This is a genomic window from Flexithrix dorotheae DSM 6795 (genome assembly GCF_000379765.1).
GTDB lineage: Bacteria > Bacteroidota > Bacteroidia > Cytophagales > Flammeovirgaceae > Flexithrix > Flexithrix dorotheae.
The window spans coordinates 270,436-294,841 of record NZ_KB903498.1 but is presented as its reverse complement, the minus strand read 5'-3'; the positions used below and the strand labels follow the sequence as shown (position 1 = coordinate 294,841).

15 protein-coding genes are annotated in these 24,406 nt (G+C 37.4%); 1 reads left to right on the top strand and 14 read right to left on the bottom strand.

What is annotated here, in order from left to right; translation table 11 throughout:
• Positions 1-20 precede the first annotated feature (20 nt).
• The 6 genes from A3EM_RS0136990 to A3EM_RS44835 all read right to left on the bottom strand — a co-directional run bounded on the left by A3EM_RS0136990 (position 21) and on the right by A3EM_RS44835 (position 10,501).
• On the bottom strand, positions 21-2,210 hold the full coding sequence (locus A3EM_RS0136990; protein WP_026210820.1) for a xanthine dehydrogenase family protein molybdopterin-binding subunit: 2,190 nt from the start codon (positions 2,208-2,210) through the stop codon (positions 21-23).
• A 99-nt stretch (positions 2,211-2,309) separates the two neighbouring features.
• Positions 2,310-2,771 (bottom strand): (2Fe-2S)-binding protein, encoded by a 462-nt coding sequence (locus A3EM_RS0136985; protein ID WP_020533295.1) that lies wholly within the window; start codon positions 2,769-2,771, stop codon positions 2,310-2,312.
• Between the two features lie 189 nt (positions 2,772-2,960).
• Entirely contained in the window at positions 2,961-4,751 is a 1,791-nt protein-coding gene (locus A3EM_RS0136980; RefSeq protein WP_020533294.1) for a RagB/SusD family nutrient uptake outer membrane protein, read from the bottom strand.
• 24 nt (positions 4,752-4,775) lie between these two features.
• Positions 4,776-8,309 (bottom strand): SusC/RagA family TonB-linked outer membrane protein, encoded by a 3,534-nt coding sequence (locus A3EM_RS0136975; RefSeq protein ID WP_020533293.1) that lies wholly within the window; start codon positions 8,307-8,309, stop codon positions 4,776-4,778.
• Between the two features lie 297 nt (positions 8,310-8,606).
• Positions 8,607-9,641 carry a FecR family protein gene (locus A3EM_RS46690; RefSeq protein WP_020533291.1) on the bottom strand — a complete coding sequence of 345 codons (1,035 nt, stop codon included), beginning with the start codon at positions 9,639-9,641 and terminating at the stop codon, positions 8,607-8,609.
• Between the two features lie 197 nt (positions 9,642-9,838).
• Positions 9,839-10,501: an RNA polymerase sigma factor gene (locus A3EM_RS44835; RefSeq protein ID WP_020533290.1), complete on the bottom strand. Its 663-nt coding sequence runs from the start codon at positions 10,499-10,501 to the stop codon at positions 9,839-9,841.
• Between the two features lie 219 nt (positions 10,502-10,720).
• Here A3EM_RS44835 and A3EM_RS0136950 point away from each other — a divergent pair, with 219 nt between their 5' ends.
• A complete protein-coding gene (locus tag A3EM_RS0136950; RefSeq protein WP_020533288.1) occupies positions 10,721-11,011 on the top strand; it encodes a hypothetical protein in 291 nt (96 codons plus the stop codon).
• Between the two features lie 29 nt (positions 11,012-11,040).
• Here the strand turns inward: A3EM_RS0136950 and A3EM_RS0136945 are convergent, their stop codons facing one another.
• The 8 genes from A3EM_RS0136945 to A3EM_RS0136910 all read right to left on the bottom strand — a co-directional run bounded on the left by A3EM_RS0136945 (position 11,041) and on the right by A3EM_RS0136910 (position 24,279).
• The gene (locus tag A3EM_RS0136945; RefSeq protein ID WP_020533287.1) at positions 11,041-13,362 is read right to left on the bottom strand and encodes a GH92 family glycosyl hydrolase; all 2,322 of its coding nucleotides are present in this window, start codon (positions 13,360-13,362) and stop codon (positions 11,041-11,043) included.
• 109 nt (positions 13,363-13,471) lie between these two features.
• Positions 13,472-15,043, bottom strand: a complete 1,572-nt coding sequence (locus A3EM_RS0136940) for a SusD/RagB family nutrient-binding outer membrane lipoprotein (protein WP_020533286.1) — start codon at positions 15,041-15,043, stop codon at positions 13,472-13,474.
• 22 nt (positions 15,044-15,065) lie between these two features.
• On the bottom strand, positions 15,066-18,479 hold the full coding sequence (locus A3EM_RS0136935; protein WP_157638267.1) for a SusC/RagA family TonB-linked outer membrane protein: 3,414 nt from the start codon (positions 18,477-18,479) through the stop codon (positions 15,066-15,068).
• A gap of 203 nt (positions 18,480-18,682) precedes the next feature.
• Positions 18,683-19,756 carry a FecR family protein gene (locus A3EM_RS46685; RefSeq protein ID WP_157638266.1) on the bottom strand — a complete coding sequence of 358 codons (1,074 nt, stop codon included), beginning with the start codon at positions 19,754-19,756 and terminating at the stop codon, positions 18,683-18,685.
• A gap of 127 nt (positions 19,757-19,883) precedes the next feature.
• The gene (locus A3EM_RS0136925) at positions 19,884-20,480 is read right to left on the bottom strand and encodes an RNA polymerase sigma factor (protein ID WP_157638265.1); all 597 of its coding nucleotides are present in this window, start codon (positions 20,478-20,480) and stop codon (positions 19,884-19,886) included.
• A gap of 393 nt (positions 20,481-20,873) precedes the next feature.
• On the bottom strand, positions 20,874-21,197 hold the full coding sequence (locus tag A3EM_RS44825) for a hypothetical protein (RefSeq protein WP_020533281.1): 324 nt from the start codon (positions 21,195-21,197) through the stop codon (positions 20,874-20,876).
• A 144-nt stretch (positions 21,198-21,341) separates the two neighbouring features.
• Positions 21,342-23,924, bottom strand: a complete 2,583-nt coding sequence (locus A3EM_RS0136915) for an ABC transporter permease (protein ID WP_020533280.1) — start codon at positions 23,922-23,924, stop codon at positions 21,342-21,344.
• A gap of 13 nt (positions 23,925-23,937) precedes the next feature.
• On the bottom strand, positions 23,938-24,279 hold the full coding sequence (locus tag A3EM_RS0136910; protein ID WP_020533279.1) for a PadR family transcriptional regulator: 342 nt from the start codon (positions 24,277-24,279) through the stop codon (positions 23,938-23,940).
• Positions 24,280-24,406: the final 127 nt, after the last annotated feature.

The window sequence follows — 24,406 nt, the reverse complement described above, 5'->3', positions numbered from 1 at the left end:
TATTGATGATCGATGAGATTTTATCCTACTACGATATCCTTTTGGGCAAATGGTTGCTTGTATAGCCTTTTTCCAGTGGCCTTATACATGGAGTTGGCCAATGCGGCAATTATCGGAGGTAATGATGGCTCTCCTAATCCCGTTGGATCAATTCCATTATCTACGAAAAAGACTTCTACGGCCTCAGGAGCCTGGCTATTTCTAATCAGGCTGTATTTGTTAAAGTTACTCTGATCTGCTACACCATCTTTAAAGGTAATGCCTCCGTACATTCCATGGCCTATGCCATCTACCATTCCTCCTTCAATCTGGTTAATAGCTCCTTCAGGATTGACTACAATTCCACAGTCTACTGCACACCAAATCTTTTTAACTTTGGGCTGACCGTTTTCTAATGCAATATCAACTACCTGAGCAACATAAGAATTGTGGCAATAATAGGCAGAAACTCCACGGTGGATTCCTGGCATATCCTTACCCCATCCGGCTTTTTCTTTGATGAGTTTTAAAACTCCTGCATAGCGTTCCGGGTCATAATCATTCTTTTCTCCTACAGGGTTTTTAATGGCTTTTTCAAATAGTTCAAGTCTGAAATCTATAGGGTCTTTTCCTGCTGCTTCAGCTACTTCATCTATAAAGGATTGTTCCGCGCCTGCAATAAAATTAGACCTTGGAGCTCTCCAGGCTCCTGTAGATATGTTAGAATCAACACTTTTATTTTCAGCTAAATAATGAGGAACGGTTCCTGCTGGAAATCGGTTAGCAAATATAGGTCCTTCATTCATGCCAACTCCCCTTAGTTTAAATCCGATTAATTCATTGTTTTCATCCAGGGCGGCACTGTATTTTATTTTATAGGCAGGTCGGTAAGTTCCCTGAGTCATATCGTCTTCTCGGGTATAGATTAACTTTACGGGTGCATTTACATGTTTGGAAATAGCCGCAGCTTCCAAACCGAAGTTGCCATAAAGTCTTCTTCCAAAACCTCCTCCCATCCTGGTCATGTTCACATTAATTTTATCTTCAGGTAGTCCCAGAAGATCAGAGGCACTTTTCCTTAGGCTTTCCGGGGTTTGAATAGGACCTGTCAGTTCTGCGTTTTCTCCGGTAACATCAGCGAAGAAATTCATGGGTTCCATGGTATTATGCGGAAGGAAAGGAGCACTGTATACTTTTTCAATGACCTTAGCCGCATTTTTAAAGGCTTTATCGGGATCGCCATCCAATCTGGCTGGTTTTTCAGCCGGGCTGTTAAGGGCCTTATCCAGGGCTAAATTATGTCCTTCAGAACTTTCTAATGTTGATTCAAGCTCCCAGTCAACTTCAAGTGCTTTTTTGGCTTTCATCACCTGCCAGGTAGTTTCCCCAACTATGGCCACTAATTCAGGGAAAGCATTGGTATCGGACCATTGCTTTTCTGCAGGGGCTGTTTGTACCTTAAACACATCCAGAATCCCAGGCATGGATTTTACACTACTGGCATCGAATCCTTTAATTTTCATTCCAAAAGCCGGAGGGTGGATGATCATGGCGATTTTCATTCCTTCTTTTTTGTAATCCAGGCCGAAAAGAGGTTTTCCCGTAATTATTTTCGATCCGTCCACATTTTTGGTCGCTTTTCCAATGATTTTAAAATCTTTTGGATCTTTTAATTCAATATTTTCTGGTACTTCAAGGCTTGCCGCTGCAGTGGCTACTTCCCCGTAATGCACAGATTTATCGGAATTCTTGTGGGAAATTATACCATTTTCTGTGGTAAGCTCACTTACAGGAACCTGCCATTGGCTTGCCGCTGCTTCCATCAATACCCTTCGGGCAGATGCTCCGGCCATTCTCAAACTTTGCCAGCCATGTCGGATGGACTGACTTCCTCCGGCAATTTGTCGGGAATATTTTTGCGTATTCAGGTGCCCCTGTTCTACGACTACATTTTTCCAATCTACATCCAGCTCTTCTGCTACAAGCATAGGCATGGAGGTTTTCACGTTTTGACCTATTTCAGGGTTTGGAGAGTATATCGTTACCAGACCAGTATCGGCAATTTTTATATAGGCATTAATATCAAACCATTCTTTGGGAACGTTTGCAACTTCTTTAGAAGCCGGTTGGCAGGCCACTAACCAATTAAAGCCTATCAACATACCACCACCTGCTGCAGAGGATATTTTTAGAAAAGACCTTCTATTATGTTTTGTTCTTATTAAAGTCATGACAATTTTGTTAAGATTTTAAGGAGTTGAGCAGAATTTTTAATTGCGCCACAATTATTTGATAATGAGATAGATACTCAAAACAAATAGTGCAGGAATTTAGCTCATCTGTTGTGCAGCAGTTTTGATAGCCGCTTTAATTCTTATATATGTTCCACATCTGCATAGGTTGCCATCCATTGCAGTTTCTATTTCCTTGTCGGAAGGATTTGGATTTCTGGAGAGAAGGGCAGCAGCATTCATAATTTGCCCTGCCTGGCAATAACCACACTGAGGCACATCGTGTTCTAACCAAGCTGTTTGCAATGCATGATCAGCTTTTTCAGATAAGCCTTCAATCGTTACAACTTCTGATTCTCCCACATTGCTAATGGGTAGAGAACAGGATCTTACTGCGATTCCATTGAGGTGCACAGTACATGCCCCACATTGGGCAATTCCACAACCGAATTTGGTACCCACCATATCTAAATGGTCTCTAAGTACCCAAAGTAATGGCGTATCAGGTTCTACATCTATCTGATGTGCTTGTCCATTGACCTTAATATTGAAAGTAGCCATATTAAAAGTATATTTTTGTTTAATGGATTAGAAGAACACTAACTTACGAAAAATTGAGAGTTAATGCGAATTTATGCTTTTAAAAAAATTTGGGGTTTACATAAGTGGTTTTAAAAAGAGATGTACAACAAAAAAAAGCACCTCACAAGTGTAAGGTGCTTTTGAATGAAATATGAAATTATAATCTGTTTATTCCCAGCCAGGATTTTGACCTAAATTAGGATTTTGAGATATTTCGCTAATTGGTATTGGCCACAAATAATGCTTGCCTTCATCAAACTCTGGTGTTTCATAATCAGTTCCTTTATAAATATCCAGGTATTCTACACCATCCACTTCAGAAAACTGAACAGTAACTTCTCCATTTGGATCGATAGCATTTCGACTGGCTTCATCCCACCGTACTCCATAATCCTTTTGGGTTAGTTTTTTACCTTGTTTCCACCTTCTAATGTCATCATATCGGAAACCTTCCATGAATAATTCAAGCCTTCGCTCTCTTCTAATTTCTACGATTAAAGAGGAAACACCATCATTGGCATATTTTGGATCCATTTGAGGGTTTAAAGGCATATTTGGCATACCTACTCTGGCTCTTAAAAGATTGATACTTTTATCCAAATCGCCCTGGGAAATGGTTCCTAATTCTGCTTTAGCTTCTGCAAAGTTTAAGAGGGCCTCAGCAAATCTTAGGATAATTGCAGGAGTAGAAGAGGTATTATAAGTGGCATGGGCAGCATTTACATCGTACACTTTTATGATGTGATAACCGGTATAAACTGACTGACCTGGTGTGGTCATTCCCTGAATTTTAGGATACATTGCTTTGTCTGCATCGATATTGCCATACCTGTATATCGCCTGATCATCAGGATGAAGAACTGTTTGTCTTAACCTGGGATCTCTGTTTTCGAAAATTTCTGTATAAACAGCATCTCCTTTATATAAAGGGGATAAGGTAATGGGTAAACCATCAGTACATAAATAATCTTCTACAAGACTTTTAGTTGCTCCTCCATTATATCCTCTATGATAGCTTTGCGCATGATTTGTGAAAATTCCTAATTCATACCTTCTCCAATATAATACTTCAGGATTTCCAGAAAGATCTGTCATTCTGTGAATGGCATTGTAATCGAAATTTGGATCACCAGTGGAATACAAAGAATAAGGACCATTGTCAATTAATTCTTCTGCAGCACTGGCAGCCTCCTGAAGCCACATATCCGGATCAGTTCCTCCGTGGTATTTCCTCCAGGTACCTTCAAATAAACAAACCCTTGATTTTACCAAAAGTGCAGCCCATCTGTTTAATCGGCCAGGAGCGTTTCCATCTCCCCAATCATCTGGCATATGGGTAACTGCAAAATTTAAGTCCTCCAGTACTTTGCCCATCACAAATTCTCTCTCATCTCTTTCCCCGTATAAAACTTCATCATCATCAATGTTTAATTCAGTATCCACCCATTGTACGTTTCCAAATTTTGAAACCTTATCCGCATAAAACCATCCTCTGAATAAGCGTGCTTCACCCACATATTGATTCCTCACTTCCTCAGAAACAGTTGCTCTGTCGTAATTATCCATTCCCACATTGATGGCTCTTACAAAATTCCAGCCCTTGTATCCATACCAAAATGGATTATTGGGAACATTGTGTTTTCCAGCTCTCACCCTTTGATAATTATTATGTCTGGAGTGACGAGGCGCAGTATCATCTGAGAAACCTGAAAGATTCCATATTCCATACCGGTGACTGTCAAAACCATCATCAAATCCCATTAGAATAGGCACATTATCGTCATTTCTGGCGAGATCATACAAACTATTGTTGTAAACCTTTAAATCGTTTTCTGTATTCCAGAAAGAATCGTTACTAATTTCATCCAAAGGATATCTTTCAAGGAATTCATTATTGCAACTGAAAGAAAGTAATGTTGCAAAGATGAGTATGATAAATTTTAATATATATTTTTTCATTTTCGTTTTTGCTTTAAGTTTTTACTAAAATGATACTTGAACTCCTAAAGAATAAATTCTTTGCTTGTAATACTCCTGAGTAAGCGTAGGTCTTACTTCCGGATCAAGCGGCTTTCTCATTTTGGTATATTCCCACATGTTCATTCCTGAAAAATAGATTTGTGCAGTTCCCAATCCAATTTTTTCGGTCATTTTTGCCGGTAGATTATAAGCCAATGTCAGGTTTCTTAACCGGATATAGGCAGCATTTTGCACATATCTTGTTTGAGGATGGATATTCTGCTTGGTGTTAGTTGAAATATGTGGTGCTGCAAAATAGGCATTAGGATTAGATTCACTCCAGGTATCGGTTAGGTAATAATTCTCTACATGACCTGCATTAAATGGATAGAATGCAACCCAGTTGCCATTTGGTGGCCAGTAATCATATTTTAATACTCCCTGGAAGAATAAATTAAGTGTCAATCCTTTCCATCCTACATTACCTGTAAGACCGTAACTATACCTTGGGTTTTCATAGGCGATAATCTTTTGATCACCTGGGTTTTCCAGTGTATTGTCACCTGCGTTTATTTTACCATCACCGTTTAAATCGGCATATTTGATATCACCTGGTCTCCAGTTTGCGCCAAGTTGAGATTGATCCGCCCATTCTGCAACTTCAGCTTCTGTTTGGAAAATTCCTACGGTTTCATATCCCCATCTTTCTCCTCCTTCGTCAGCCACCACTTGTCCAACATAGTATTCGCTTAATGCACCAGTCGGGTTATCATACTTAGTAATTTTGGATAAATTATCCGCTAAAGCGAGGGTGATGTTGTAATTCCAGTCGCTATTAATCCTTGTTTTCCAGGTAGCCGCAATTTCCCATCCTTTGGTCTGTAAGTCTGCAGCATTTTGTTTAGGTGCGGCTGTTCCAAGAATTGAAGGAAATTCCACATCGGTCAACATGTCTTTTGTATCTCTGGTATACCAGTCAAATGAAAAGTCAAGTCTGTTATTGAGCACTGAAATATCTACTCCAATATTTTTAGAAATAACAGTTTCCCAGGTTAGGGTTGGACTTACCAATCCTGCGGCTGAAACATATGGTGTTCTTGATCCACTTGACATCATGTAAGGCGAAGTTCCTGAACCCATTGTTGGAATATATGGGTAGTAAATTGGAGTTGTTCCGTTTGGTTCAAACAATAACTGATTTCCTAAAGTACCGTAAGAAGCCCTTAGTTTCAAATTGTCCAGCCAACCTGAAGTATTGCTCATGAATGCTTCGTTGGATATTCTCCAACCCACAGAAAATGATGGGAAAAAGCCAAACCTGTCTTCTTTAGGGAATCTTGATGTTCCATCGTACCTACCATTAAGTTCGAGGAGGTATTTGTCTTTGAATATATAGTTGACTCTATAGAAAGCACCTCTAAGTGAAGTATGCTCTTTTCCACCATAAGTTTCCTGATTTCCAACAGTGGCATTAAGGTCAGTAATTTGTGGTGTAATTAAGCTATAGGCTCGTGCCCGAATATATTGAAAACGACCCCATTCCTGGTTAAAACCCACCATGGCTTTAACATAATGACCACTTTCTGTATCGATAGTATAATCAGCATAAGTATTAATTACATAATACTGATCATTATTACTTACATTATTGATCCAGTCATTTCCACTAAATCCATTGTCAATTATTAAACCCCCTTCTAAATCACGATTTGAAATGACCTCAACCTTACTTTGTACATCCTGGAAATCTCTGTACCTATAATTGGCAGAAAATTCACCTCTGATGTTCAATCCTTTAATCGGAGTTAAGGTGGCTCCTTGTGTGAGTACAATGTCATTTCTGGTCCAGGTTTGTCTGCCACCATCTTCCAGATAAGGAAAAAAGTTGGTCCCTCCAAAGTACATGCCCTGATATTGTGCAAAATCCTCTTTATCTCCCGGAGTCAGGTAGTAATCCAAATCAGGGAATTGGATAGGATCCAGTGGATCTTGTCTGGCAGAAGTATTGATGTTTACATCCCAGTGATAGAAATGAGGTTTATCACTTTTTTCTATGGTCACCAATGCCCTACTATCCAGACTCATCCAATTATTAACTTTAAAATCACCTTTTAAAAGAATGTTGTACCGCTTAAAGTTTTCATTTTTTTCCTTATTTTTTAAGTATCCATCTTTATTCAGATAGCCAAATGAAGCATAGAGAGAAGATTTGTCAGAAGCTCCAGAAACACTCACATTGTATTTTTGCTGAGGAGCAAAATCTGTGATTAGCTCGTTCACATAATTATTATAGCCATAATGTCTTAACTGGCCATTGAAAACACCCCAGGCATTTTCTAAAGTAGGGTTTTCACTGTATCTTCTTGTTCCGTCAATATAATCCTGATCATAGGCAGGCGCTCCATTTGTTCTTTCATTGGCCTGGTTTCTGGCCAATACAAATTGGTATGGATCGGTAATAGGATCGATAAATAGAATTGGCTTGGCCATCCCAAATTCAGCACCAAAGGAAACATTAATTTTTTCACCCTGTCCTTTTTTGGTAGTCACCAGTACTACTCCAAAAGCAGCCCTGGCTCCATATACGGCTGAGGCAGCGGCATCCTTTAAAACACTGATTGACTCAATGTCATTTGGGTTAATTTTATTCAAATCCATCGGAACTCCGTCTACTAATACAAGAGGCTGGCCACCATTGATGGATTCAAATCCCCTGATATTAAATTCGATAGGTTCAGCAGGGTCACCATTTCTAATGTTTACATTCAGGTTTGGAATTACACCTTTCAGACCTTCACCCACATTCACAATAGGTCTGTTGGCTAATACCTCACCATCTGCTACACCTACAGCACCTGTAAGGTTGGCTTTTTCCTGAGTACCATAACCTACTACTACTACTTCTTCAAGTTGTTCCAGGTCAGTTTCCAGTTTTACATTAATTACTGACTGACTTCCTATAGCAACTTCCTGAGTTTTAAAACCAATGTAGCTGAATTCCAAAATTCCTGTTTCCGGAACACTTAATTTGTAATTACCATCAAAATCTGTAGTGGTACCTGTAGTGGTTCCTTTTATGAGGATACTCACACCGGGAAGTACTTCACCGTCATCAGCAGAGGTAACCTTACCTGTAATTACTGTTTGGGTAGGGTCAAAATTTTCAATGATCTCTGTGACAGCGGGTTGGAGGTAATTTTTACGGCTTACGAAAATATTTTCGTTCACCCTTTTAAACCTCAATTTGGCATCTTTAGACAAATGTCTTAAAAGTGAAGCGAGTGAAGCATTTTGAGCTTCGGCAGAAATAATTTGATTTTTATCGAGAGTAACTCCATTGAAAACAAAGCTAAATTTTGTCTTCTCTTCAAGAGCCATCAAAGCATCTTCGAGACGTTCATTTTCAAAGTCGATAGTGACATATATCTCCTCCAGGCTTTTGTGTTGTGCATTTCCATTCTTGGCCACAAGCATAGTTGCCAAAATAGCCTGTAACACAATGCCGAGTACTGTGTATTTAGACATAATATAAATTTGTCTTAGTAATTTCAATTTCATATTTTTAGATGGTTTTTAATGAAAAATAGTTAAAAACTTGGTTTTTTTCCGAACTATAAAGGGTCGCATTTTTGTAGTGTGGAAAAAACCTTATTGGCCAGTTTTTCTTTGCGGGACTACTGGCCTTTTTCTTATCCCGAATCAATTTTCATATTCATTTTTTTATATTTAAAATTTAAAAAGTTGGTAGTCTAAATAAGATATTGAACAATTGTTGAAATTCATTTTTGTGGGTAAGATGCTGTTCCTGTTAAGGGTCGCGAAATAACAGAAGCTGGGCTCTTCCCAACTCGATTTTTATCGAATAAATACAGATTTTCCGTTTATGTCATATTTAAAATTTGATGTATAATTAAGACCGATTAGCACCTCTTCCAGGCTTTTATTAACAAAGGTTCCGTTAAACTCTTCCTTTATTTCCAATCCTTCCTTCATGATAAAATCTACTCCATACCATCTTTCCAGAGTAGTTTTTATTTCATCAAAAGAAGCATCTTTAAAACAGATTGTGTTTTCTTTCCAACAAAGGATTTCTGCAGGGTTAAAGTGGCTTTTCTGAATACCTCCTGCCATTTTATTGAAAGTTACCATTTCATTGGCCACCAGCATATTAGTTTGTTTTTTGGCAGTTTCTACTTTTACTTTCCCTTCCTCTACGGCTACTTTTATATCCTCCTCACCAGGATAGGCTTTTATATTGAATGCAGTACCTAAAACTGTAGTTGTCAAATTTCCAGATTTAATTACAAAGGGTTTGGTTGAATCTTTGGCCACTTCAAAAAAAGCTTCTCCTACCAAAGTAACTTCTCTGAATTCATCTGAGAAGGATTCTGGAAAACTCAGTTTGCTTTCTGCATTTAATTTTACTCTTGTACCATCCTTTAGGGTCAGGATTAATTTGGTACCTTTAGGAGTTTCCCGCTCAATGGTTTCAATGGAAGGGGCTTCTGCAACAGGCTTTTCTAATACTTTTGGGAGTACATAAAAATAAAGTGTCGCGCTAAAAGCCATGAATAAGAAAGCTGCTGCAATTTTCCTCCAGTAGGGAAATAGCTGAACCACATTATTTCTTTTGGTGGTTATATTTGGTTGGTTGAGGTAAGCGGAAATTTCCTGTATATCCATTTCAAACTCTTCGGGAATAGGCTTTCGTGGTTCTATTTCCAAATGTTTCAGTAGCTTGGCTGCTTCCATAAATTCCGCTCTTTTTTCGGGGTATTCCTTTAAAAAGTTAGTCCAAAGATGATCGTGTTTATCCTTTGGGTGTAAAATGAAATTTTGAAAGCCTTCATCAGCTAAAAAATCCTCTATATTGAAGTTTGAGTAATTCATTAATAGAATAAATGATTATTTCAACCTCAAAAAAATGGGGTTGTTTAGTAATAATGGATTAAAGTATTATTGAAAGTTGGTAGGCCTAAAAAATGCCTTTTAATCTGGTTGTAACTAATAGTGGGGGGATTTTTTGTTTTGTAACCTTCTGATTTTATTTTTTTTTTAAAAAAGTGAAGATTTTAAAATTTTCCTTCTTAAACCATAAATAAAAGGGGTAGGAGAATCAGATGCATTATTTTTTTCAATTTTAGCATAGCCTTATAAACCTGATTCCTGACGACCTGATAATTCAGGGTGGTAATTTCAGAAATTTCCTGATAATCCAGGTTATCGAAAAATCGCAAATAGATTATTTCTTTTTGTCTTTGGGGTAATTTACCAAGGGCAAACAAAAGCTTTTTTTTCCATTCGTCTGCACCTTGTTTTTTGATGAGGAAATCCTCATGAGAAAACTCAATTTGACCTACCGGATTTGAATCAGGATCTATTCCGACTTTTTTGTGTTCTACTTCCAGCTTTTTTAAAATTGTACGCCTGAATATTGTTAAAAGGTAGGATTTTACAGACCAAACCTCACGCAATTTTTCCCTTCTTGTCCAGATTTCGATGAACACTTCCTGAATGCAATCTCTTGTTAACTCTCTATCACCGCTCAACTTAAGGCCGTAGCTAAACAGGATAGGATAGTGGTTCGAATAAATTTGCATAAATGCATCTTTATTGCCATTGATCAGTTCCTTCCACAATTCATCGAACCGCTCAGTTAATGGGGGTTGTGTTTCTTTAATAATACCAGAGTTCGAATAAGTCATAAAGTGATTAATATCCTGTTGTTTAATTTTGGAAAAAAAAAGCATTTTTCCAATAAAAAAGTGATCTTAAATGGAATTTTTTTCATTAAAGGCGAAAATTCGCCATTTAGATTTCAATATTCCACCTTCGGTGGAAAAAGTTTTAAAGGAAAAAAAGGTCCTTAATAAAAAGTTAATTGAGTTCACTACCAGAAATCAATCATTTTTTGTTATTTTACCTACAATATTTATACAAACCAAATTACCGAATTTTTCCGCAATAAAATGGCTGTAAACATAGAAGATAAAAGAACCGAAATGGAACTGAATGAATATCAAATGACATATACTGAATATCAGGAGATTGCAGATCTCTCTGAAGGCAATAATTTAGGAAGTATACCTAATAGTATTCTTTTTGAATTTTGGGAAAGACTGGGAGATAAGTATGGATTTAGATGGGAAACAGCACAGGCCAGCACCAAAGGAGGTCGGTATTTCCTTGCTGCCCCCAATTATATAAATCTAACAAAAGAACTGGAGCAGGTTATTGAACTTCTTCCTGAAGGAAATTAAAAATAACCCCTCCAACTAAGTCAAATTACTTATTCCTTACTCAAAGAATAGGGGAGGTTTTCTGGCTGACTACCCCATTTCTCATTTGGTATTCCGTCCAATTTGAAGTGCAATTTTCCTCCCTCCAAAATATCCTCATAATTTAAAAAATTGTTTGAGTAGTTTTCACCATTCAATTGAGCAGCCTGGATATAATAATTTTTGTCTGAATTATTTTCTGAAGATATGGTAAATGTTTTGCCACTTTCCAGGGTTAAAGTGGCTTTATCAAATAATGGACTTCCAATTATATATTGGTCTGTTCCAGGAGTAACCGGATAAAATCCCAATGAGCTAAACACATACCAGGCAGAAGTTTGTCCATTGTCTTCATCTCCACAATAACCATCGGGAGTAGCCGAATATAAGTTGACCAATACTTCTCTGATTCTCTCCTGAGTTTTGTAAGGTACACCTGCATAATTATACAAATAAATCATATGCTGGATGGGTTGATTTCCATGTGCATAATTACCCATATTCACAATTTGCATTTCCCTAATTTCATGGATGGTAAATCCATAGTAGGAATCATCATACTCAGGTGGCATTTCAAAAACATTGTCCAGTTGGGCTATAAACTTTTCATTTCCGCCCATCATATCAATGAGTCCATGGATATCATGAAAAACAGACCAGGTATAATGAAGGCTATTTCCCTCAGTGAAAGCATCTCCCCACTTTAAAGGATTAAAGGGAGATTGGAAATTACCATCCTCATTTTTCCCCCTCATCAGGTTAGTAGACGGATCGAACACGTTTTTGTAATTTAATGATTGTTTGTAGAATTTTTCGGCTAAATCCTTTTTACCCAATTTATCAGCCATTTTAGCAATTGTAAAATCTGCATAAGCATATTCTAATGTTCTGGCAGTGTTTTCATTTATACCCACGTTATAAGGCACAAATCCTTGTTTGTTGTAGTAGGTTAGCCCTTCTCTACCTACCGATTTTACCGGCCGGTTTTCTTCTACAGTAGCGTTTTTCAATACAGCTTCAAAAAGCGTTTCAACCTCAGTATTAATTACTCCTTTCAGATAAGCATCGGCAATAATGGACGCAGAGTTAGATCCAATCATACAATCCCTATGCCCGGGACTTGCCCACTCAGGTAACCAGCCCGATTCTTTATAGGTATTGGCCAGACCTTCCATAATCTGTCCGTTTAAATCTCTGTACATTAAATTAAAAAATGGGAAAACTGCTCGGAAGGTATCCCAAAATCCATTGTCCGTGAACATATATCCGGGGAGTACTTTTCCATTGTATGGGCTGTAATGGACAATTTCACCATCTTTATCTAGTTCATAGAACTTTCTTGGAAATAATAGTACTCTGTACAAACAAGAATAAAAGGTTTTAATATGGTCAATATTTGAATCCTCTATTCGAATTCTTCCAAGTTCTTTTTCCCATTCATACTTTGCCTTTTTTCGGGTTTCAAGAAAAGAATCACCTCCGATTTCCCGGTCTAAATTGAGCTGAGCCTGTTCCGGGCTGATGAATGAAGAGGCCACTTTTACATTTACTTCCTCACCTTTTTGGGTTTTAAAACCAATAATAGCCCCAACGTGTTCACCTTCGCTGGTAAGAGAATTGGGTTGCAATTTCCAGTTATCTGTCCAGGTGTGGGTAAGCTCAAAGTCTTTGTCGAATTCTGCTACGAAATAATTGTGGAAATTTTCAGGAACTCCACCACTGTTATTTTTGCAGTAGCCAATAATCTTTCTTTCTTCAGGAATGATTTTCACCATAGAACCCTTAAAAAATCCATCTAAAAGAATATAGGAAGAATCAGTACTGGGGAAGGTGAATTTGAAATGAGCGGCTCTTTCTGTGGGCGCCAATTCTGCAACCACATCATAATCGGCTAAATAAACTTTATAATGATAGGGTTTAACCGTTTCGGCTTTGTGGGAAAACCAGGATGCTCTTTCATCTTCCTGAAATTTAAGTTTTCCTGTGAGAGGCATTAAGGAAAATGCAGCATAATCATTTATCCATGGGCTGGGCTGGTGAGTTTGTTTAATTCCCCGGATCTTATTTTCATTGTATTTATAAGTCCAGCCATCTCCCATTTTGGAAGTCATAGGTGTCCAGAAATTCATACCCCATGGGGTGGCAATGGCCGGATAGGTATTTCCATTAGAGAGGCTATGTTTGGAATCAGTACCCATAAGTGGATTTACATAATCTACCAAGGAAACATTTTTAGGACTCTCGGTTACCATTACTTCTTTCTTTTCCTGACAAGAAAAAAGTAAAACTGATGATATAATCATCCAAACCAGGTTTTTCCAAACTTTATTCATTATGTTTTTTAATTAAGGTTAATTCCAATAAAACAAATAGTGCCCTAAAAATATAGGGCACTACTAGTTACAAATATTAGAATATTAAAGTTAATGATTAATCTTTAATTTATTCAACATCCCACCACATTCTGTTAGTGAAATTATCACCACCAAGATTTCCAACAGCTGTGGCATAATTATCAGGGTTTTCACTTACTTCAAAAGCAGGATATCTCAATCTTCTTGGAATAGTTCCTCCGGTTTCATTTCCAGGATAGTTTGTAGGAGTTAATACAGGATATCCTGTTCTTCTCCAGTTGGCATAACTTTCAAAGCTATTATCAAGGAAAGTAGCCGACCAGTATTGTTCGCCAATCAATCTTTCCTTATCAGCAGTACTGGCAGCATCAAAGCCCAAACCATCGATATAGGCACTCACGGTACCTGCATCCTGTGCAAAGCTTTCATCATAGGCTACCCATTTGTCGATTGCTGCGGCCACACCATTTTCAAAATGCTCACCTGCATCACCAGGAACATTCCATCCTTTTAATAAAGCTTCAGCCAGAAGCAATTCTACCTCAGCATAAGTATGTAGGAACATTGGATCTTCAAAATCATACAATTTTGGGTTGATGAAAGAGAAGATATTATTATCCACATAATCATCAGGGCTTGAAATTAACCCATCTTCTACAGCAGCATCTTTTATTGTCTCAGAATCATACCCATTTGGCATTCCAGCCTGATCAGCCGGGTCGGTCTTCCAATCATCTGGTGAGCCATCAGGATCTCCAACACCACCAGACACGATCATTAGTCTTGGATCATTTGAATTTTTCATCCAGTCGATAAAAGTTTTGCTTATTCTTGCATTAGCAGCTTTGTAGTTATCAGAAATAATTACATCAGAATTTCCATTTCTGGCGGCTGCGTTATGGATTACCATGGTATTATCCTCATTAGAAAGGAAAGTACCAGATGGATGGTTAGCAGCTTCTTCTACTACACTTTGAGCCAATCCGGCATCTACTTTGGACATTCTCATTCCCACTCTTACTAATAAAGAATTGATAAAGCGTTTCCACTGTTCAATGTCTCCACCGTAATAAATATCCTGAGTCCCAGGGTTTGGTGCTGAGGCACTTAGTGTTTCTCTAGCTTCTTTCAAATCGCTCACAATCATGGTGTAAATATCCTGTTGAGCGTCATACTTTGGAAACCAGAATTCCTGGCTTTCCAAACCTCTACCCGCTTCTGAGTAAGGTACATCACCATAAAGGTCGGTGATTCTATGCAAAGCATAAGTTCTTACCACTAGTGCCATGGCATAAGTATTTACCTCCTCAGTACCTTTAGTATTATCTACAATGTGTGTAGCATTTTTGATTATACTGGGATAGTAACTTTCAAAAGTTGCACTGGTGTACTGCTCATTCCAGAAATATTTATCACCTGAGACAAATCCAGCGGTACTGGCAAACTGTTGTACCATAGTGGAGCTATATATTATATTTCCCCGGGATTGCACATATCCATTCGTGGTCATGTCACCTTGCACCTGAGCCAATATAAAATCGAAATCTAATTCTGTAGAAGCGTTTGGATTATCATTTAAATCCAACAGTTCTTCATTATCGCATGAGGCAAATGGCAACATTACTACTGCCAATACCATAATTAATAATTTATTTTTCATATTTCTATATATATTTCTTTATTTAAAATGACATAGATAAATTGAAACCAAAATTTCTTACAGGAGGAAGTGCAAAATATTCCAACCCTTGAGAACCAGAACTTGCAGTATAAGCAGATTCAGGATCAACATTAGGAACATTAGACCAAAGCAATAATAAATTCCTTCCTACAATCGAAATGTTGGCAGATTTAATTGGAGTATTGGCTAATACAGAATTCGGAAGGGTATAACCGATAGATAATTGTCTTAATTTTCCGAATGATGCATTGTACACGAAATATTCAGTAATGTCATTATATCTACCATAGTAAGCTGCTACATTTTCTGCTGGAATATCTACAGTAAGAGGTGCTCCTTCTGTGTCTACTCCACTTACAGTTAAGCCAGTTTCCCTACCAGGTAAGGTCTCTTTATGCATACCAAAGGCATAAGCCAGTACATTTGTTCCGGTGTAGATTGAACCCCCACTTCGCATATCAATCAAGAAATCAAGATTGAAATTTTTGTACTTAAATGAGTTGCTAAGACCAGCACTGAATGGGTGTCTACCTTCAGCCAAAACTTCAAAATCTCCTCTTACAGGATAGCCATTTTCATCATATACTTTTTGACCGTTGATAGTTTGATGTCTGTAACCTGCGATTAAGCCTAAAGGCTGGCCAACATCATGTCTGATTCTTTCTTGTAGCGTACGAGCCTGATCCAAATTTAATGTTTCGATAGGTTCACCAGCGGCATCAGTACCCAAGTTAACGGCTTCACTGATATTATTTGCCATGTTGAATGAAATTTCCCATGTAACATCATTAGTTTGAACAGGTGTTCCACGTACCAGTAATTCTACACCTTTATTATTCAATTCACCAACGTTAATTAAGGTGCTTCCAAAACCAGAAGATCTTGAAATTGTAGCACTTAAAATATCGTCTCTTGTTGTCCTATCATAATAGGCCACATCTACACCCAATCGATTGTTGAAGAATCTCAAATCTGCTCCAATTTCGTATTCAGTAGTCAGGTATGGCTGTAGTGAGCTATTAGGAATAGAACCATTTGAAATACTACCTCTTGTAGCACCCGCAAGGCTATTAGGATTTAAACCATAAGTTAGATTTAAAATATATGGATCTGGTGTACCACCTCCCACTTGAGCCCATGAAGCTCTCAGTTTTGCAAAAGAGAATGCTGATGGTAATGAAACCATATCAGACAGCACGTAACTTAAGCCAACTGAAGGATAAAAAATGGAATTATTTTCCTTCGACAGAGTTGAAAAATTATCTTGTCTACCTGTTACATTTAAGAATAAATATCCGTTATATGAGAAATTGGCTGAACCAAAAACGGAGTTTATTCCATATTCACTGAAGCCATAAGTGTAGTTTCTGTTGTCAGGGTTCACATTATTTACAGAGTGAAAAAATGGAATGACAAGGTTAACACCACCTACCTGATAATTTTCATTCGATCTCCTCATCCTGTTTCCTCCCAATAATACATCTACACCAAAAGTTCCAAATTCTTTATTAAAGCCAACAAATACATCAGCATTATCTTCCCTGATTTTTCTCGAAACTTCATAGATTTGTCCTAATGGTCTGTAAGCAGTACCATAAGGTTCGGCAACATTTCTAAAATCCACGGAAATAACATCTGTTCCCACACGACCTTGAATATATAACCAATCAGTAATGTTATACTTCAATTGTACATTTCCCATTATCCTGTCCTTTTCATCCAGTCTTTCGTACTGGTAGGCCGCCCAGTAGGGGTTTTGGGCAAATGTATTTCCCTGGTGTCTTAATTCAAATCCGTCTTCTTTTGCTCCCAGTTTATCTGTGGTTCCTTTCAAGGTTTCAAATGAAATTGCAGGAGATTTCATCATTACAGTAGCATTGGCATTACCCGGAGAATCTGATAATCTCGGTCTGTTTTGAGCATTTTCTTTAGAGTACTGAGCGGTAACTTTCAGTTCTAATTTTCCAAATTTTCCACCAAGGTTAGCATTCAACATTCTTCTGTCAAATCCTGAATTTGGTACAATATCTTCATTACTCAAATCTGATGCAGATACCCTGTAATTCATCAGTTCATTACCACCTGAAAAACTTAAAGTATTGGTCCAGGTATGACCTGTTCTATAGAAATCATTTATTCCTTCTCCTACGTTGGAATAAGGTCTTTCTACCCCATCAAACTGAATTACATTCGTGCCATCTAATCTTGCACCCCATGAATTTTGTCCATTGGCTAAAGCACTTTCCTGTGTGGTTGGTTTTGTTCCCTGGATACCATGTCCATACTCAGTTTGCCAATCTGTTAGATCGTTAACTCTGTCAACAGTAAAGTTAGAGTTAAAAGTAACCTGCATGTTACCGGCTTTTCCTCCTTTGGTAGTAATCAAAATTACACCATTAGAAGCTCTTGATCCATATAAAGCAGAAGCTGTTGCTCCTTTCAATACAGAGATGCTTTCTATATCATCCGGGTTAATGGAAGAAAGACCGTCTCCGTTGTCATTACCACCCCACATTCCGGCAGAACCCAGGTTTGAATTGTCCATTGGTACACCGTTGATTACGTATAATGGTTGATCGTTACCACTTAGAGAAGATCCACCTCTAATCACTACCCTTGTTGAACCAGCAGCACCAGAAGCAGGAGGAGATACATTTACACCAGCCACTTTACCTGAAAGTGCACTACCCAGGTTGATTGTTCTGGATTCAGTAAATTCTTCACCACCAACCTGAGTTACGGAATAACCCAGCGCTTTCTTTTCTTGCTCCAGACCAAAAGCAGTTACTACCACTTCTTCCAGTTGTTGTACATCTGCTTCAAGCGCTACATTGATTTGGCTTTGGTTTCCAACTTCTATTGTTTGAGACAGGTAACCAATGTAAGAGAATTGAATACTGGCATTGCTTGGCACTTCAATAGTATATTTTCCATCAATATCAGTAACAGTTCCCTGTGATGTACCTTCCACAATTACACTTACCCCTGGTAGTGGCTCTCCCTCTTCTGCAGTAGTTACCACCCCACTAACCTGAGTTTGCTGGATGATTACCTCTTCTACTCCAAAAGCACCAAAAAGCCTCTTTTGTTTTCGGTTGACGTGTATTACTTCATCCACACGTTTAAATCGCAGTTTTTTGTTTTTAGAAATACTTCTTAAAACATCTGCAAGCGATTTATTTGTGGCTGATACGCTAATTTTAACATTTTCATTTACTCGTGCATCATTAAATGCAAAATCAAAATTGGTTTTATCACCAATTACCTCAAAGGCTTCTTTTAGGGTGATATCATTTAAATCCAAAGAGAGATAAATGTCTTCAATGCTGGTTTTTTGTGCTACACCATCTCCTGCCAAAAGCACCGATGCGAGCATGCATTGAATGAAAATTCCGTAAAATAAGAATCTTGACATAATAAAAATTTGTCGTATTAATATCCATTTCATACATTTATATGGTTTTGGGTGAATAAAAAATTCGACAAAGCCATAACATCTCGTGAATGTCGGCTCTCCTTCCACAAATTGCCGGCATTTACTTTTTTATGATCTTTGTTCAGTAAAAATTATCAGTGGGTAATCTTAAGTTGTATTTGTTCTCTTCATAAGCTTTTATTTTATGGTTTACCAGTAATAATCAGTTGTTTATTTTTAAGGTTAAATGTGAAATTGGAAGAAAAACTAATCCCTTCCATCACCACATATAAATTTTTATTTTTGTATTGTCCGGTAAAATTTCCCGGCATAAACTCTTCATTTTCAACAATTACCTTTACATCATACCAGCGCTCAATTTTATCCTTCAGTTCTGCAAGGCTGGATTTGTTGAAATACAGCACTCCTTCTTTCCAACCAAAATATTTATTTTCCTTCTCCTCGTTTATGGTACTCCTGGTGAAATCCCCATCCCTCACAATCAATAATTCTTTGGCATTTAAAAACTCCTGCTGTGTAGGAATATCCATGTTTTCTACCTTAACTTTTCCCGAGTTTACAGCCACCTGCACGTTGTTAAGGTTGTATGAATTTATATTGAATGAAGTTCCTAAAACAGTAGTTTTTACATTTCCTGTCTGAATAATAAATGGTCGGTTGGTATCTCTGGCAATGTCAAAAAATGCTTCGCCTTCCAGATAAACGATTCTTTCCGTTCTGGAAAAATTATGAGGAAACCTGATACTACTTTCCGAATTTAATTTAACCACAGATCCATCACTGAGGTTGAGGGTAAGTTTTTGCCCCCTGGGTACTGTGCGTTCTTCGGTTGAAACTATCTCCTTTTTTTCGGTATTTTGGTTACCTTTTTGGGAGATATAGAACATTATCCCTATTGAAACCAGGCACAAAATAGAAAGAGAAGCCGCATATTTACGTCCATTACTTTTAAAGGATGTCCAGAAAGTTTTAATATTTTCAGCTTTATCTACATGGTATCCTCTATTTTTTTTGGAAATCATCTTGTGAATATTTGCACTTACATCCAATAAATGATCCTCAGGGATGACCTCCTTTTTTCTTGGGTATAACTGTAAAATAATTTGAGTAGCTTTTTCAACTTCATTCTTTCTGTACGGATTGTTGCTTATCCACTCCTCCCAAAATTCAAAATGTGCCTTATTGGAATGAAATACATAATTATTGAAAGACTCATCACAAACAAAATCCTCTATTGTATAATTCTTGAATTCCATTTTACCTAAACTACTTTTTGATTTTTCACACACGGGATACAAAAATTTGCTTTGCTTACTGGGTTTTTCTGAAGTTTTTTTTGAAGAAATTGTAACTGCCTGATTATCAGCGTAATTATTTTTGTTATTATACGGCTTTTTGCCAGTTTTTCAGGTTTACGATATTATTTATTTCAAAGAAGTTATTCCTTAAAGACTTAATTGCTTCCTGCAAGAGATTGTGAACCGACTGTCTTTTCAGAGCCATAACCTCTACAATTTCTTCATAATCGAGTTCTCCATAAAATTTGAGATAAATAATTTCCCGTTGCCGGTTTGATAATTTGGAAAGGGCCGCCAAAAGCTGGCGTCTTTTGAGTTCACTATCCTGTTGGGTAATGATGGTATCCTCTTTAGAAAAGGAAAACAAAGGTGTTTGTGTACTAATTTCTTTATTTTGGTCTATTTCCCTTTGTTGGTTGGACAGTTTCCTGATCAATCTTCTTTTCAGAGATTTAATAAGGTAGGGTTTAAGGCTAAATATTTCCTCCAGTGTTGATCTCTTTTCCCACATGTTCACCAAAACCTCCTGGATGCAATCCTCCACAAGGGCATTATCTTGTGATAATTTCAGCCCATAATAGTAAAGATCGCCATAATAGGTGGTTACCATTAAATCAATAGATTCGGGCTGTCCTCTTTTGAGCATTAGCCAAATCATATATTCATTTTCTAACGATGCCATGGGTTTACTTTGTTAATTTGTGTCTCACGCTAGTTAAGGAATAAGGGTTTTTAGGAATTGGGTTTTTAAGAATTCTCCTGAAAAGTTCAGGAGATTTTGGCATCCCATCCTGTTTTTTGAAGTTTGTTGAAACAAATAAACAAAAAAAAGAATAAACATGCATCCTTTTGCATGAATTTTTAATTAATTATGAGTTTTTCGCTGAAAAAAGCGCAAAAATGTAGCGCAAATTGAGAGTTTAAGGCTCAATAAGTGTTAATGGGCGGGTTAGAGAAGTTAATTATAGGTATAAAGTAATATTATTTTAACCTACTTTCCATCGATTTGTTCATAAAATTAAAATAAATTTAAAAATTGCTTATTTTTTCTGATTTGGAGAAATCAAAAACAGGGTTAGTGCCGGAGTTCTTCCATGTCGGAAATAAGTTCATCAATTTTATTTAAAACAGGACCGTATATAATTTTCAAATCAAATTTGTAGAGTATACCGCTAAAATAGGAGGTGGCTCCCAGAATAATGACTGCAGCACTTATCCAAAGTATGGGCAAACCTCCCACCAACAAGGTTTCCGGATTTTCCATGATACGCTGAATTAATTTTTCCCCTAAACTGGGTTTATTTATTTCTATACTAAAAATTCCCAATGTAAAAAACAGGAAAATAAGTGGGTATAGAAATCTGTATATACGGGCATACTCAGCGATGAATTTTTCCATCAAATAATTTTCTTGTTCAGTGGCCCATATCAGAAATTATTACAGGTAACAAAAAGATTTTTTTTTAAAATTGATTTGTCCGATTAGATTAAATGACTAACGGATACCATTAAAAGAGTTTGAAAAGGTCAGTTGGTTTTGAAGTTATTCATCTTTTAAGGTTTTTATCGGATTGACTGAAGCTGCCTGAAAAGACTTAAAACTTACGGTTAATGCCCCTATGAGAAAGGCAACGATTCCCGCCAATATGAAAATGGAAACGTTCATATTGAAATGGAAAGCAAAGTTCTCCAGCCATTTAGAAGCTAAATAATAGGAAAGCGGAACAGCCATAAAAAAGGCAATAATGATAAGCTTAGTGTAATTTTTTGAAAGCAAATAGACCAAACCCCAGGAATTTGCTCCATTGATTTTCCTAATACCAATTTCCTTTGAACGTTGGTCTGCGGTGAAGGAGGAAAGACCAAATAAACCTAAACAGGAAATAAAAATGGAAATTACCGCAAAAATGCGCACTAATTTGCCGACTATCATTTCATTTTGATAGGATGCTGCATAATCCTGATCCAGAAATTCGTATCGGAAGGGGTAGGAGGGACTTAATTTTTTAGTCACTTTTTCTACCTCTGTTAAAGCTGTAGGTATATCTCCAAATACCCGAACAAAGGCCATACTGGTATTTCCCGGCATATTACAGATAATCACCGGTTCTATAGGATCATAGAGGCTATTCATATGGAAATTCTTCACTACACCAATTATGCTACCTTCTATTCCCCAAAGTCCCAAACGCTGGTCAATTGGGTTTTCATAACCAATTAATCTGGCAGCGACTTCATTGATTACAAATGCATTCGAATCAGAAGCCAGTTCCTCTGAAAATCCCCTGCCCTCCAAAAGTTCCATGCCCATGGTTTTAAAAAACTGTGGATCTGTGAGCAAAACGTTAATTTCTACTACATCATCCGGGTTTTTTCCATCCCACACAGCCGTGCTGGTAGATCGTCCGTATCTCAGTGGGTTACCAGAGGTAAAGGATACATTTTTCACCTGAGAAATTGCATTTAATTCATTTTTTAATGCTTCCTCTTTGCCTCTTATTTCATCAGAAATATCAAAATAGATCAGGTTTTCTTTGTCTAGCCCTAAATTTTTGTTCAGGATATAGTCAATCTGATTCATCACTACAAAGGTTCCAATAATCAGGAGTATGGCCATAATAAATTGAAAAACTACCAGGCTGTTTCTAAAAGAATGATTAAATTTTGTGCCTTTAATCATCCCTTTAAGGGACGGAACAATGCCAAAAGAAGGAAGTAAAATTGCTGGGTAACTTCCTGAAAGAAAGCCAACCACCACTGTAGTTCCCAAAATGTATAAAAGTATTCTGGGGTCTGCCAGGGAAATGGAAATTGCTTTGCCTGTCAACTGGTTGAAATAGGGCAGGATCAGGAATACTAATAATAAAGCAATTGCCACTGAAATAAATGAAAGTAGGAAGGATTCTACAAAAAACTGCTGACTGATCAGACTTTTCTGTGCACCAAGTACTTTTCTGATGCCAACTTCTTTAGCCCTTCTACTCGATCTGGCTGTAGCTAGGTTCATGAAATTAATGGAAGCCATAAGCAGAAGGAAAATGGCTATTCCGGTTAGTATCCGAACATACTGAATCCTTCCACCAACTGATACCCCATTTTTAAATTCCGAGTAGAGATAGATTTCCTTAAGGGGTTGGGTAAATAACCTTTCATCAGCAGCATTGTTCGTGTGGATATTTATTTCCTGCTCTATTCTTTCATTTACTGGAACTATACTTGTACCATTTTTCAGGCTGAAATACATGGCAAATCCACCATTATACCAACTTTCCACCCAGTCATTTCTTGCGATAAATTCATCAGCGGGAATTATCCAGTCGAAGGTTATAGAACTGTGGGTGTTTTCATCTTCCACTACTCCACTTACTATAAACTCTTGTCTTTCATCCACAAGCAGGGCTTTTCCCAAAGCCTCCTTAGTTCCACCAAAAAATCGTTCCGCCATACTTTTTGACAACACAATGGAATACTTGTCTTCTAAAGCAGTTGAGGGATTTCCGGCTAAAAACCGAAATGTAAAAACTTTAAAAAAATCCTGAGAAGCATACATTCCACTTTCATAAGAAGTCTCCTTATCCATTCTGAAAAGGGTTTCCATCCCCCAGCTGAGTAGGGTCACGTGATCAATTTCCGGATATTCTTTTTCCAAGACAGCAGCAAGTGGCTGGGGAATAGCCCCTGTAGTCTGGATTTCACCACTGGCCTGATACATATTTCTTCTGATTTGATAAACTTCATTTTCATGGCCGGAATTCATGGAAACCTCATCTTCCACCCAACTGAAAATCAGGATACTGGAAGCCAGTCCTACAATCAGGCCCAGTAAATTAATAGCGGTATAACCTTTATATTTTAAAGCATGTCGGAAGGCGGTAATAATATGATTTTGAAACATAGTGAATCTGATTTGAAAAAATGAAAAGTTTTTAATGATACCAGGCCGGAATAATTGAATGACATCCAGGAAGAATAGTTTCCGGGCTTTGGCTGGATTTTCGGAAGCCCGTTCTTCGAACAATTCGAATAGATCTCCTTCTACATCTTCCAGTAGATCGGGGGAGCAAAACCATCTCAGAAATTTAAGAGGCAAATTTGGGGGCGAAATATCAGGTTTTTGTTTTTCCATAGTTTACTAAAGCCTAATACTGGTGTTTGAAGTCGAAAGCGATTGGAGGAATGGCATCCCAAAGTTGTTTGCGTGTAGATTTTACATAGTCGAGTGCTCTTTTTCCATACACTGTCACCTTAAAATATCGTTTCCTTTTTCCTCCACGAATGGCCGTAGCTTCTCCCAATTCGGATTCAAGATACCCTTTCTTTTCCAGCCTGCTAAGTGCGGTACGCATAGCCCCTACACTAACTTTCCGATTGAGCCGCTCTTCAATTTCTTTTTTAATAGTGATGCCATAAGCATTCTCATATAGAATGGCTACTGTTAGCATTACAATTTCCTCAAATTCTCCTAAAGAATATTTTTCCATGTTTTTCAATTTAAGTCCTAAATGTAATTTTAATAGCCTGAAATTGGAAATTTATTTAAGTCCTAAATGTATTTTTAATGATAAAAGGTAGATATTTTATGTGAAGATGGAGGAATTGTAAAAACAG